Source organism: Tolypothrix sp. PCC 7712, from assembly GCF_025860405.1.
GTDB lineage: Bacteria > Cyanobacteriota > Cyanobacteriia > Cyanobacteriales > Nostocaceae > Aulosira > Aulosira diplosiphon.
In genome coordinates this window covers 8,974,173-8,987,402 of the sequence record NZ_CP063785.1, presented here as the reverse complement: position 1 = coordinate 8,987,402, position 13,230 = coordinate 8,974,173, and the positions used below count along the sequence as shown (strand labels likewise).

The 13,230-nt window shown below is 42.4% G+C and carries 14 protein-coding genes; 6 read left to right on the top strand and 8 right to left on the bottom strand.

The genetic code is table 11. The annotated features are described in order from the left end of the window. Positions 1-324: 324 nt before the first annotated feature. Positions 325-1,029: a hypothetical protein gene (locus HGR01_RS36650; RefSeq protein ID WP_045867710.1), complete on the bottom strand. Its 705-nt coding sequence runs from the start codon at positions 1,027-1,029 to the stop codon at positions 325-327. Positions 1,030-1,547: 518 nt separating this feature from the next. Between HGR01_RS36650 and HGR01_RS36645 the strand changes: the two genes are divergently transcribed. The 3 genes from HGR01_RS36645 to glgB all read left to right on the top strand — a co-directional run bounded on the left by HGR01_RS36645 (position 1,548) and on the right by glgB (position 5,594). Further along, positions 1,548-1,760: a hypothetical protein gene (locus HGR01_RS36645; RefSeq protein ID WP_045867709.1), complete on the top strand. Its 213-nt coding sequence runs from the start codon at positions 1,548-1,550 to the stop codon at positions 1,758-1,760. Between the two features lie 985 nt (positions 1,761-2,745). Next, complete coding sequence (locus HGR01_RS36640; protein ID WP_045868804.1) at positions 2,746-3,060, top strand: hypothetical protein; 315 nt, start codon at positions 2,746-2,748, stop codon at positions 3,058-3,060. Positions 3,061-3,299: 239 nt separating this feature from the next. Beyond that, complete coding sequence (gene glgB, locus HGR01_RS36635) at positions 3,300-5,594, top strand: 1,4-alpha-glucan branching enzyme (protein ID WP_071989332.1); 2,295 nt, start codon at positions 3,300-3,302, stop codon at positions 5,592-5,594. 168 nt (positions 5,595-5,762) lie between these two features. Here the strand turns inward: glgB and HGR01_RS36630 are convergent, their stop codons facing one another. The 3 genes from HGR01_RS36630 to dnaK all read right to left on the bottom strand — a co-directional run bounded on the left by HGR01_RS36630 (position 5,763) and on the right by dnaK (position 10,229). Continuing rightward, a complete protein-coding gene (locus HGR01_RS36630) occupies positions 5,763-7,025 on the bottom strand; it encodes an HhoA/HhoB/HtrA family serine endopeptidase (protein ID WP_045867707.1) in 1,263 nt (420 codons plus the stop codon). A 330-nt stretch (positions 7,026-7,355) separates the two neighbouring features. Then, a complete protein-coding gene (locus HGR01_RS36625) occupies positions 7,356-8,000 on the bottom strand; it encodes an acetoacetate decarboxylase family protein (protein ID WP_045867706.1) in 645 nt (214 codons plus the stop codon). 318 nt (positions 8,001-8,318) lie between these two features. Next, entirely contained in the window at positions 8,319-10,229 is a 1,911-nt protein-coding gene (gene dnaK, locus HGR01_RS36620; protein WP_045867705.1) for a molecular chaperone DnaK, read from the bottom strand. A 505-nt stretch (positions 10,230-10,734) separates the two neighbouring features. Here dnaK and HGR01_RS36615 point away from each other — a divergent pair. Continuing rightward, complete coding sequence (locus HGR01_RS36615) at positions 10,735-11,694, top strand: aldo/keto reductase (protein WP_045867704.1); 960 nt, start codon at positions 10,735-10,737, stop codon at positions 11,692-11,694. A gap of 44 nt (positions 11,695-11,738) precedes the next feature. On the opposite strand, the gene HGR01_RS36610 is transcribed toward HGR01_RS36615, so the two are convergent. Genes HGR01_RS36610 through HGR01_RS36595 form a run of 4 tightly spaced genes read right to left on the bottom strand, consistent with a single transcriptional unit; the run spans position 11,739 to position 12,368 of the window. Further along, positions 11,739-11,909 carry a hypothetical protein gene (locus HGR01_RS36610; protein ID WP_155538922.1) on the bottom strand — a complete coding sequence of 57 codons (171 nt, stop codon included), beginning with the start codon at positions 11,907-11,909 and terminating at the stop codon, positions 11,739-11,741. 4 nt (positions 11,910-11,913) lie between these two features. Then, a complete protein-coding gene (locus HGR01_RS36605; RefSeq protein WP_155538920.1) occupies positions 11,914-12,051 on the bottom strand; it encodes a hypothetical protein in 138 nt (45 codons plus the stop codon). A gap of 8 nt (positions 12,052-12,059) precedes the next feature. Beyond that, entirely contained in the window at positions 12,060-12,239 is a 180-nt protein-coding gene (locus HGR01_RS36600; protein WP_045867703.1) for a hypothetical protein, read from the bottom strand. Positions 12,240-12,242: 3 nt separating this feature from the next. Next, positions 12,243-12,368 (bottom strand): hypothetical protein, encoded by a 126-nt coding sequence (locus HGR01_RS36595; protein WP_255325130.1) that lies wholly within the window; start codon positions 12,366-12,368, stop codon positions 12,243-12,245. Positions 12,369-12,445: 77 nt separating this feature from the next. Between HGR01_RS36595 and HGR01_RS36590 the strand changes: the two genes are divergently transcribed. Together HGR01_RS36590 and HGR01_RS36585 are read left to right on the top strand one after the other, a co-directional pair. Beyond that, complete coding sequence (locus HGR01_RS36590; protein ID WP_045867702.1) at positions 12,446-12,643, top strand: ribbon-helix-helix domain-containing protein; 198 nt, start codon at positions 12,446-12,448, stop codon at positions 12,641-12,643. A 282-nt stretch (positions 12,644-12,925) separates the two neighbouring features. Then, complete coding sequence (locus tag HGR01_RS36585) at positions 12,926-13,201, top strand: hypothetical protein (RefSeq protein WP_228045499.1); 276 nt, start codon at positions 12,926-12,928, stop codon at positions 13,199-13,201. Positions 13,202-13,230 lie beyond the last annotated feature (29 nt).

The following is a 13,230-nucleotide window of genomic DNA, read 5'->3' as shown; positions in this document are numbered from 1 at the left end:
GATTTATCCATGTCCTTTGCCATTAGTCATGAGCCACAAGTTTTACACCAATTCTCTCTAATAGAGCAACAGATTAAACCCCCCAAACCTAGTAGTACGCCAAGGCAACGCAAGCGGGGTAAAGGGGAAAGGTTTTTGTCCCTTACCCTTTTCCCTTTAACCTTTCCCCAACCTCCACCTAACATTTTTGGGTTGGCAGACTACTAGATTAAATCTGACTTTCATAATTACAAACTACGAATTACAAACTACGAGCTACAAATTACAAATTACGAATTGATATTAATCCTAATGACCAACGACTAATGACCATGACTTTTAAATTTAATATCCCAGCTGCGAGGAAGTTTGCGGCTGCGTTGGCAAATTAGGTGTGGTCTCAGTAGGTGTGGAATTAGGATTATTATTGGCAGGCGGCAAGAAAATTGTACGTGCTGGAGTTGGGGAGACAAATCCTGCTGTGGGTTGTTCTGCTTCTTGCGCCATTTTATTAGTTAAGGTGGCGTTAGTTGTCGTCAACTGCCGTTCATGGCGTTGTAGGCTTTGCAATCTCCGGTATCCCTGACTCCAAAGCTCTTGTGAATAAACTGTCCAACCATAAACCATTAGTGTTGTTGCTACTAACAAAAATGTCAGCACAGAGGAATAGCGATGTAATGTATAAAAGCGCAACAACCACACAGGTAAATTGCTAGAGTTGTTCATTCCCGGCAGCTTCAGGAAACCCAACCGGGAATTTTTATTTACAGTACTCGCAGTACTTAATTGCCCTTTGAGATTAGCAGTTTGTTGTTTCCCAGACGGCATGGTAGTTGGCATAACTAAGCCATTTGTGGAAGCAACAGATACATTTTTTGAGGAATGCCGTTGTCTTGTCGAGGGTACTGGTGAAGGTTCAACAGCAGGTTGAGACATTCTAGGCGCAGCTGAGGTTCGATATGCTGAACGCCTCTTCACTCCAGAAGGAGTAGAATTTCGTCGAAACCAATTACCCGTTGCAGAAACAGCTGATTTGCGAACAGCAGCCATAACTTTTTCTAGAGGTGAAAAAACTGTATTTTAGATTTGGTTGTCTGTTTTTGCTAAGGTTCCAATCTCCCTTATGCAATCAGCACAAATAACACCCTAAACCCTTTTCAGTGTTTTGACAGGTAGCTGCACCAAGGTTTGCATCACTTGAGTATTGCAATACTAGCAATCAGCGAACTGCACCAGGACAACTGAAACCTTTGGGCATCGCCTCTAAAGTATGGCAATGCTGGGCAGCAAGCGGCAAGTGTCTGCGACAACATCACAATTTTTGGTATGATATCTCGAATTGCTACATAATTATCCAAATCTGAGCTGGAGTGATGAAGTTATGTTCTTGCTTAGTTAAGAGAAACTAATTACCCAAGCCTGCTGATAATGTTACCCTCAAGAAAAAATCTTTGATTGTATTGCCTGCAAAATATGTACCTCAAAGGATTTTAAAAAAAAGCAACAAATAGGGTATCGTATTCATCAGGCGAAAATTTTATCTTGCCATAAATGGTGAACGAGGAGTTATGAAAACAAAAATCTTTGGTTTGGCTCTAATGTTAAGTCTGGCGGCATTTCTTGGTGCTTGTGAAGGTGGTGGCGGTGGTGGCGAAGGTGGTACCGGTGGTACTGCCACAACTAGTCCAGCAGCTACAGGCGAACCCACTGATTCTGGAACTGCAACCAAGGCCCCAACTACTGCAACTACTCCTGCAGCTACTCCAACTAAGACCCCCTAGTAGCTCGGTCTTACTCAAGCTCAAAGCAAGTTAGTAACTACGATGTTCACTGCATCGCTTGCGCTATGTAGTGGAGATTAATAACTAAGTAATCTCGTGTTGCTCAATGAAAACTTGAGTTAGCTCAAGTATTTGTTAACTAAATTACCAACATAGAGGGCATTGGTGAAGAGGTGTATTACTTTGAGCCAATGCCCTTCTATTCTATTATTTAGGTAATTCAGAGCTTTGATTATTAGAGTGGGCGCAATTTCTCTAGCCTGGATAGCGTTTACCTTGCACGAAATTGGAAATTCTCAATAAGCTAGCAGCTAGCTCCCCTATATTTATTCTGAATCCTGCAAGATAGAAGAAAATATATCATTCAATCCAATACCGTTGCCAATTTACGAGGGTGGGTTGATGATGCTTTCACTATTAACTCGCTGTTCTCTAATGTTTGGCAAAAACAATAAGTCCTAAAAATTCCTTCCAGGTTTCCCACAAGGATTTTTTTGGCGTATTGTCCCAGTATAAAGGGTTTGGGCTGACAACCTCCCTTGTAAGCTGAACGCTTATGTACAGGTCATTTTGTCATTTTTGCCAAAATTTTTTTACCCTCTTATTTTGGCAACGGTATTGTCAATCGTTGAGCATTATTTTCCAGTCCAACTTCCTCTCAACTATAAGTAAATTAAATATTCAAATTGCATTCAAAATTTGTCAAAAATATATAAATTGCTAGTAGTACGCCAAGGCCACTTGGAGGGGAAAAGGGGAAAGGTTTTTGTCCCTTACCCTTTCCCCTTTAACCTTTACCCAACCTCCACCTAATATTTTTGGGTTGGCAGACTACTAGATATCGCGCTCGATAGGGTTTGAAAATATCAAAGTAGATAGAATCAAGCAACCCTAATCTCAGTTACAGGATTTGATTGCCAAACCTAATGGGGATGGAATTAATTTCGTCTCTATTGTTTTTCCTCTAGTCCCGCTGCGAGGTTTTATGAAGCGGATCAAATTTTTCCTTTTGAGCATTAGCATCACCATTCTGGTGGGTTTTGGTAGTCATTGGGGGATAAAAGCAATGGCATTACCACCAGCAGAAGACATACCAGAAGAGATATTACGCACACAGATAATTGTAGAAGCGCGATCGCCTGTTGATGGTAAACCTCTAACTGCCGCCGAATACGCTCAATTGCAAGAGCAACTACAAGTCATCCCACCCCGACAGCTAGATCCCAAAATTCGGGATCAAATCTTCTTACTCAGAATACGTAAAGGCTTGCTCCAACTTTTCCCCTTTTTAGGGATTTAATAGGTTTGGTTTTCGGTGTTTGGTGTTTGGGGTTTGCCAAAAGTCAAAAGTTATTCAATTATTTTCCCTAGTCCCCAATCCCCAGTCCCCAATCTCCAGTCCCCAATCTCCCATTACCCATTACCCATTTCTGATGTACGATAACGGTGGCGACAAAATTGCAAATAAATGTAAAGAATATATATATATTTTACAAAAGCCTTTTTAGTCAATCACTTTATTTCAAGTAGGTAGCTTTAATGTCCATGACCACGATCGCTCCTGAACAGGTTAACCGCATCGTTTGGAATCAACATCAAGACCCCTTTGAAGTGCTGGGTTCTCATCTCATAGAGCAGAATGGAAAAAATGTCTGGGCGGTGCGAGCCTACTTACCAAATGCAAGTGCAGCTTGGGTTGTGATTCCACAGGAACGCAAAGAGTACCCAATGCAAACAGCCCACCATCCCAATTTTTTTGAATGCATTATTGAGACAGGAGAACTAGCAAATTACCAGTTACGGATAAAAGAAGGGGAACATGAGCGTGTCACCTACGATCCTTATGCTTTTAAATCTCCGCGCTTAACAGACTTTGATTTACATTTGTTTGGTGAAGGTAATCACCACCGAATTTATGAAAAGTTGGGAGCGCATGTCACAGAAGTAGATGGCGTAAAGGGTGTTTATTTTGCAGTTTGGGCACCCAATGCTCGTAACGTTTCTTTGTTGGGGGATTTTAATAACTGGGATGGACGCAAACACCAAATGCGAAAAGGCCCCACTGGCGTTTGGGAATTGTTTATTCCTGAATTAGGAGTGGGAGAACATTATAAATATGAAATCAAAAATTTTGAAGGTCACATTTACGAAAAATCCGATCCATACGGTTTCCAACAGGAACCTCGACCAAAAACTGCATCAATTGTTACTAACTTAGATAGTTACAATTGGAGCGATCGCGACTGGTTAGAAAAACGCCGACATACCGATCCTCTAACTCAGCCTGTGTCAGTTTATGAAGTTCATATAGGTTCTTGGTTACATGCTTCTAGTGCGGAACCTGCGAAATTACCCAATGGTGAAACCGAACCTGTAGTTATAGTTTCCGAACTTAAACCCGGCGCACGTTTCCTCACCTATCGCGAACTAGCCGAGAGACTTATTCCCTACGTTAAAGAACTCGGTTATACCCATGTAGAGCTTTTACCAATTGCAGAACATCCCTTTGATGGCTCTTGGGGTTATCAGGTGACTGGCTACTTTGCCCCCACCTCTCGGTTTGGTACTCCTGAAGATTTCATGTATTTTGTTGACCAATGTCATCAAAATGGCATTGGTGTGATTGTAGATTGGGTTCCCGGCCACTTCCCTAAAGATGGACATGGTTTAGCTTTCTTCGATGGTAGCCACCTTTACGAACACGCTGACCCCCGTAAAGGCGAACATAAAGAATGGGGAACGCTGGTATTTAATTATGCGCGCCATGAAGTGCGTAATTTCCTAGTTGCAAATGCCCTCTTCTGGTTTGACAAATATCACATTGATGGTATCCGCGTCGATGCTGTAGCTTCGATGCTTTACCTCGACTATTGCCGTAAACCAGGAGAATGGCTACCTAATCAGTACGGTGGTAGGGAAAATCTGGAAGCAGCCGATTTTCTGCGTCAGGTAAATTATCTAATTTTCAGCTATTTTCCTGGTGCACTGTCCATTGCTGAGGAATCCACTTCTTGGCCGATGGTATCTTGGCCTACCTACACAGGTGGTCTGGGCTTTAACTTAAAGTGGAACATGGGTTGGATGCATGATATGCTGGACTACTTCAGCATGGATCCTTGGTTCCGCCAGTTCCACCAAAACAACATCACTTTTAGTATGTGGTACAACCACAGCGAAAACTTCATGCTGGCTCTGTCCCACGATGAAATCGTGCATGGTAAGAGCAATATGATTGGCAAAATGCCAGGGGATACATGGCAGAAGTTAGCTAATATACGTTGTTTATTTAGTTATATGTTCGCTCACCCAGGTAAGAAAACCATGTTTATGAGCATGGAATTTGGGCAATGGAGCGAGTGGAATGTGTGGGGTGATTTAGAATGGCACTTGCTGCAATATGAGCCACACCAACAGTTAAAACAATTTTTCCAAGAGTTGAACCACCTCTACCGCAGCGAACCAACCTTATACACCCAAGATTTTGCCGAACCAGGTTTTGAGTGGATTGACTGTAGCGATAACCGTCATAGCGTGGTTTCCTTTATCCGTCGTGACAAAGATTCAGAAAATTTTGTGGTTGTGGTTTGTAATTTCACACCTCAACCCCATTCTCATTACCGTATAGGTGTACCAGAAAAGGGTTTTTATACCGAGTTATTTAATAGTGATTCCCGTCAATATGGCGGTAGTAACATGGGTAACTTAGGCGGTAAATGGACAGATGATTGGTCATTGCACAATCGTCCTTATTCCTTAGACTTGTGTTTACCACCTTTGGGAATATTAATTCTCAAGTTGGATAAGGAGAAGACAGCAGCCGCTTTGGGGTCTTAAGGTGTTGTCAAGAGTCAAGGGTCAAGGGTCAACAGTTGTTTGCATAGACTTTTGACTCTTGACTAAGTAAAAGTTATTGCATAGACACCGATCATATAAAAAAAGCGATCGCTCGTTTGCGATCGCTTTCCCTTAAATATCTGATTCTCGGATCATGCCAACTCAGTACTATTGCACTAAATTAGTTGGGAAAGCACCAGGCCGCACCGCAACACTGACATTTTGCCCATTGCGTCGCAACTCTAAGCGTACATCGCCACCAATTTCGCTATTATCTACAGCTTTTTGGATACTGCTAGCGTCTGTTACTGTTTGACCATTAAGCTTTTGGATAACGTCACCTGCACGAATTCCGGCTTTAGCTGCTGGTGAATTCGGCACGACTTTTACAACTAAAACACCTTTATCTTCTGCCACACTCAAACCACTATTAGGATCTGAGTTGATGTTTTGCTTTAATTCCGGTGTCAAACCCACCATTTGAATTCCCAAATATGGGTGTTGTGCTTTACCTGTAGCTATCAGTTGATTAGAAATACGTTGTGCTGTATTGATGGGGATAGAAAAGCCCAAGCCTTGCGCGCCTTGAATAATGGCGGTATTCATACCAATGACTTCACCACGGGAATTCAGCAAAGGCCCGCCAGAGTTACCAGGGTTAATTGCTGCGTCGGTTTGAATAAATTCAACTCGTTTATCAGACGCACCAATTTGATTGCCACTCCGTCCGGTAGCGCTGATAATCCCGGTTGTGACAGTATTATCTAACCCCAGAGGATTACCGATCGCGATCGCCCATTGTCCTGGTTGCAATTGGTCAGAGTTACCAAGGCTGACTGTTGGTAAATTATCTGCTTGAATTTTCACCACAGCAACATCTGTTAACTCGTCTTTGCCTAATACCTTACCTTGAAAACTGCGACCATCTTTGAGGATGACTGTCACAGTATCAGCACCGTCTACTACGTGGGCATTAGTTAAAATTCGACCATCTTTACCAATGATAAAGCCAGAACCAGTACCCCTTTGTACTTGGTTTCCTTGTGGTAGTTGAGAACCAAAGAAACGGCGGAAAAATGGATCGTTAAATTCTTCTGGTAACTGAGTTTTGACTGTGCGTGAAGAGTTAATTCGCACCACAGCCGGGCCTACTCTTTGCACTACCTCTGTGACAAAGTTGGGGTCTGTACCTGCTGTAATTGGAGGTGCAGCATTTACTGGACTAACTGCCAAATTCGATGCACTCTGAGATAGCTTTTGAGGGTGTCCAGCTAAATAGCCACCTGCCAATGTCATCCCAGATCCCAGCAGCACCAGCGAAAGAGAGGCAGCTGCCTTAGTCCAGGGTGCATGATTACGGTGTTTAGTACCAGATGTATTCGATGAATTACTATTTGAGAAATTGTCTCCGTCGCGTGGTTGGTTTTGCATTGCCGTCTGGAAGGATATTTAGATGTACTACTAATTATAGATATCGTTTTTGACGCTTTTGTTGCACGGATATTACTCTGGTGTGAAATAGTTCTTGATAGTAGAAATTATTTCCGTGTTTTTATGCCGTTGCTAGAACTAAATATTCACATTTAGCTTTAATTGCAACTCTAAACAGCGATCGCAGCGATAGTTAGATTTACTACTAATTATAAAAATTGTTTTTGACAGTTCTGTTGCAGAGGTATGGCGTTGATGTGAAACAACAGACTCATCAAACTGATATAGCTAAAACTACCTGGAAGTGCGATCGCTTTTCAGCAATTTTATCTATACAATTACTTCAACTTTGCGCTGTCCCACAACTTCTGGCGCACTTACTTTTAAGCTCATTTCTTGATAACTTGTAGTTAAAAATGGCTGACCTAAACCTATTCCCGCAAAAGGACTTTCTGGGGGAACCTCTAGCTTTGAACTAATCAAACCCAAGCGAGATTCCATTTCGGCTGAAAATACTAATAAATCAGCACCCATAGCACTGAAACTAGAAGCACCTAACCATTGTCGCCACGCCAAACTTTGTTGAGTGTAATCAATAGTACACAACTTGCGGTTTCCTTGGCGAACAGTTATATTTTTTTCTTGCCATTCAAAATCAGCTAATTCTTTTGGTAATCCCCAAATTTCCCGACCACCAGCCACGGAATCAACATGGTCTACATAAATATGGGAAATCCAACTGCCTATTTTACCCTGATAACTAACCACGGCAGGGACAATAATTAACTCGCTGTACTCCAGCACTGAGTTAGAACCGTAATAGGATAAATAGACACTAGCAACAGTTTTCCCTGGCCAGACAGAGATAATATCTAACTCTAAAGGAACTAAAGAACGCACTTGCTCAACATTCACTAAATGCAGAGTTTGCACAGCGTCGCCTTGCAGTATCCAAGGTGCTTGTGGATAGGACATAGTAATTCAAAATTCAAAATTCAAAATTAATTAGGGTGAAGGTAATACCATTTTGAAAAAAGAACGCGACAGATGAGTAGGGGCACGGCACCAGTAAGATATTTGATATGCTAAAAGATTGAGGATGCCGTGCCCTTACAAAGAATTCATCTGTCGCAAACATTATTTGAATTGGTATAATTTACCCCTTTATTAATAGGTAGCAATTTATTACATAAAAAAAATCCCCACCCAGGCTAATGCTTGAGTGGGTAAGAAGAGTTAAGGATGCAATGTCTACAACAGGCTATGCCTAGGCATCCTTAACCACCAGATTAATTACTTGCTTTCAGTGAAGTCAGCATCAATTACATCATCACCACCGCCGGAAGGAGGAGGAGTGGGGCCACCATCAGAAGGGCCAGGGCCACCAGGTGCTGCACCACCACCAGCTTGTTGATAGATGTTGCTACCAACTGCAAATAGTGCTTGTTGCAATTCTGGTGTCAGCTTCTTAATTTGCTCATCGTCTTCCTTAGCTACTGCTTCGCGCAGTTCTTTGACTAAACCTTCAACTTTGGTTTTGTCAGCTTCAGGAACTTTATCACCTAATTCTTGCAGTTGCTTCTCTGCTTGGTAAGCCAAGGAATCAGCTTGGTTCTTACGTTCAATCTTCTCACGACGTTCCTTGTCAGAAGAAGCGTTTTGTTCAGCTTCTCTCACCATCCGGTCAACATCAGATTTATCCAAAGTGGAAGCACCTGTAATGCTGATAGATTGTTCCTTGCCAGTACCTTTATCCTTAGCAGTTACGTTGAGGATACCGTTAGCGTCGATGTCAAAGATTACTTCAATTTGAGGTACACCACGTGGTGCTGAGGGAATACCATCAAGGCGGAAGGTTCCCAAACTCTTGTTGTCGTTAGCAAATTCCCGTTCACCTTGGAGAACGTGAATTTCTACATTGCTTTGACCATCCACTGCTGTGGAGAATACTTCCGATTTCTTGGTGGGAATTGTAGTGTTGCGAGGAATAATCTTGGTCATCACACCACCCAAGGTTTCAACACCTAAAGATAGTGGTGTTACGTCTAACAACAAGATACCAGTAACATCACCAGCTAGTACCCCTGCTTGAATTGCTGCACCAACAGCTACCACTTCATCAGGGTTCACAGTTTGGTTAGGATCTTTACCTAACAACCGCTTCACCAACTCTTGGACTGCAGGAATCCGGGTAGAACCACCAACCAAGACAACTTCATCGATATTGTCTTTAGTTAATTTGGCATCTCTAAGCGCATTTTCTACAGGGATGCGGGAACGGTCGATTAAGTCAGAACAAAGTTCTTCAAATTTAGCGCGGGTGAGGGTTGTATCCAGGTGCTTTGGCCCATCCTGGGTAGCAGTGATAAAGGGTAGGTTAATTTCTGCTTGAGTAACGCTAGAAAGCTCAATCTTGGCTTTTTCTGCGGCTTCGGTCAAACGTTGTAAGGCTTGTCTATCTTTGCGGAGATCAATGCCTTCGTCTTTTTTAAACTGTTCAGCTAAGAAATCAACAATTTTCTTATCGAAGTCGTCACCACCTAAGTGGGTGTCACCAGAAGTAGCTAGTACTTCAAATACGCCATCACCAACTTCTAGTACAGATACGTCGAATGTACCACCACCAAGGTCAAATACCAGGATAGTTTCGTTACTCTTCTTATCAAATCCGTATGCTAGAGATGCAGCAGTCGGCTCGTTGATAATCCGCAATACTTCAATACCAGCAATTTTACCAGCGTCTTTGGTCGCTTGACGTTGGGAGTCGTTAAAGTAAGCAGGTACGGTAATTACAGCTTGAGTAACTGTTTCACCAAGATATTTGCTAGCGTCTTCAACTAATTTACGTAGAACTTTCGCAGAAATTTCTTCAGGAGCAAATTGCTTACCAGCACCAGGAGAATCTAGTTTAACGTTACCGCTACTGCTTAATACCTTATAGGAGACTTCTGTAGCTTCGTTTGTAACTTCATCAAAGCGGCGACCAATAAAGCGCTTCACTGAATAAAAAGTATTTTCTGGGTTCATCACCGCTTGGCGTTTGGCAATTTGCCCTACCAAATTATCGCCATTTTTTGCAAATGCTACAACCGATGGTGTTGTCCGAAAACCCTCTGCATTAGCAATAACCGTGGGTTTACCACCTTCCATGACTGCGACGCAGGAGTTCGTTGTACCTAAGTCAATTCCAACTACTTTTGCCATTTTAAGCGCTGGCTCCGTATAACTACAAATGAATGGGATTATTAAGGACTAAATTTTTGAACCAACTGTGCTGAGAGAAGCAGCCAGTTCAGCATGAATACCTTTGGTTTGGTTTTCGGAGTTAAGACCCCATAATATGCTGATATATATACTGAGCTTATATAGCCAGTCCATTAAGGGGGGTTTCCCGAACCTTTATTGGGACGGTTAAATTTAAGGATCTATTTAGTTGGCTCATGAATTGATTTGCTTTCACTGTGTACTAATGTATGAGAATTAATACTTTCAGGAATTGGGGTGAACCGTAACACCAGAGTGGGGTTTGCCGTCTTTATAATGGACTACATGGCATTTTGTGTTTGGTCATTGGTCATTTGTTATTGGTCATTGGGTGTTTGTTATCTCTCCCTCATCTTCCTCATCTCCCCTATCCCCATCCGTCGATTGATTACGCTCTGAGTAAGTGACGCTAGACTAAAAATGTAAATAAATGTAACAAAACTAAATGTTTACAAACACGGAAACCATCACATTGGGGAAAAATGGCCCGGTTGTTACACCTCTTTGCCTTGGAACTTGGGCATGGGGTGATAAACTTTTTTGGAATTATGGGGATGGCTACGGGCCAGAACAATTAAAAGAAGCATTTACAGCTGCCCTAGAAGCTGGCGTGACTTTCTTTGACACAGCAGAAGTCTACGGATTGGGAATCAGCGAAACTCTGCTGGGGCAATTTTTGCAAGAAACTCAGCAACCTGTGCAAATTGCTACAAAATTTGGGCCTCTACCTTGGCGCTTTACAGGACAATCTGTCTCTGATGCCTTAACGGAGAGTCTGAAGCGCCTACAATTAGAGCGAATTGAACTTTATCAAGTGCATTGGCCATTTACCTTCTTTTTAAGCCAAGAAACACTGATGAACGCCCTCGCTGATGAAGTGCAGCGGGGTAGAATTGGCGCAATTGGTGTAAGTAATTATTCCGCAACGCAAATGCGAGAAGCACAGCAAATTTTAGCGGCTAGAGGAGTACCTTTAGCAGTTAACCAAGTCCGCTACTCTTTGCTATCTCGTCAAATTGAAAGCCAAGGTATTCTTTCCACAGCGCGTGAATTAGGTGTGACAATTTTGGCTTATAGTCCTTTAGCCCAGGGATTGCTCACAGGTAAATACACAGCCAATAGTGGTGAAACCCCTACAGGTGCGAGAAAATTAGACTCACGATTTAGTAAAGAAGGGCTACAAAAAATTTCACCTGTGATTTCTTTACTACAAGAATTTGGAGAAAAATATGAGCGTACTCCTGCTCAAGTTGCGCTGAATTGGTTAATTGCTCAAGGTAATGTGATTCCTATCGCTGGAGTAAAAACAGCGCAACAAGTCAAACAAAATGCAGGCGCTTTAGGCTGGAGACTGAGTGATGATGAAGTGAACGAATTAGAAAGAGTTAGTCGCCCTTGGTTGTAGAATCTTTTTGACAAATAGCTAAGTTTGAGTTGCAATTTCCATTCTCAACTCAAAATTTTTACAGGGTCAATCTCTTCTGCCAGTTCTTCATACTCGCGGATTACTTGCTGCGGAGTTCCCAAAGCAACATATTGAGCGCTTCTGATGAGTCGTTGATTCTGGGAAGCGATCAATTGCAAGTACTGCTCATGGTGTTTTTTAATAGTGAGTCTCATGGTTTTATTCCAGGTTGGAAACCTCTTGAGCTTGTACACCTAAATCTTGCATTTCAGAGTTGAATTGTTCTGCAAAGCCAGCTTTAATTTCCTTGCTTACCTTGGCGGCTAAAGACGCGCCTAATATACGCCAGATCTGCATTCTGGCGTTTAAATTCTGTTTGGCTTGAGTAAAATTCTCAACGTTTTGGCATCGCTTTGACGTGCCATTTGATTATTTTTATTGAAAGCGGCGGGAAACTCCATCCCCTTGTGGGTGGAGAGGGATAGCCGCCCCGCCGCTTGGGGCATTGGGCATTGGGCATTGGTATGTTCTTTCCCATGCCCCATCCCCTATTCCCCATGCCCAAAAACTCCATCCCCTTGTGGGTGGAGTTTTTCATTAACAGTTACTAAGTAGGTTAGTGAAGAAGTTGTTGCGGTTCGATTCGATGTGATATCTGTGTCAATATGTGTCATGATAACTCTAGTTATGCGTCTAACGCAAGATGTGTTAAACAATTTTGAAATCACAAAGCGTATCATGAGGTAGAGAGATGAACACAGATAACACTATGAGCGGAAGGATTAATGTAGTGCTGCCCGATGAGGTTTATGAAACTGTCAAAAACTTGGCAGGGACAGAAAGGCGCTCTCAGAGCCAAATGGCAGCAATTTTAATTGAGGAAGCCCTGGAGTCAAGGAAGTTACTGCAAAAATCCCCTTCACCTGATCAAGGTAAGGGGGCTGCATAACTGAATCACCCAAGCCCGAAACGCTGGAGGCGGTCAAAAGCTTTGCAACTGCTATTAACACCTTTGCTTGGAATGCCGACTATATAAACTTCTGCGAAGTTCTTGGTTTTACACCAGATAGCTATGCAGAAGAAAAATATCAGCAGTTTCGAGAACTGGTAAGCTACTTAGACTGCTTTGACCATAAATCATTAGCCAAAATGATTGAGGCGGACAAATGACGGACATACCAGGAAATTCTAATGGGAGCAACCGAGCCGACTAGACCGTATAGAAGCGATTTTGGCTACTTTGGCTACTCAGCAAGCTTTCAACACCCAAGCGATCGCTAACACACAACAGGAAATAGACCAATTAGCTAGAAGACAAGACAATACTAGACAGTTACTAGATGACCTGATTTCAACAGCTAATGGTGTATTTGCTAGGGACACAATTTTAAACGATGTGCTGATGGAATTACAGGACACTCAAGAAGCTCATCAACGCAATTTTGAGGAGCATCAAAAACTACCAATGCTGCTCTACAAAGCCTTGAGGGGATATTGCTGCAACTGATTAGAAATTTTCCGTGAAGCGATATAGAA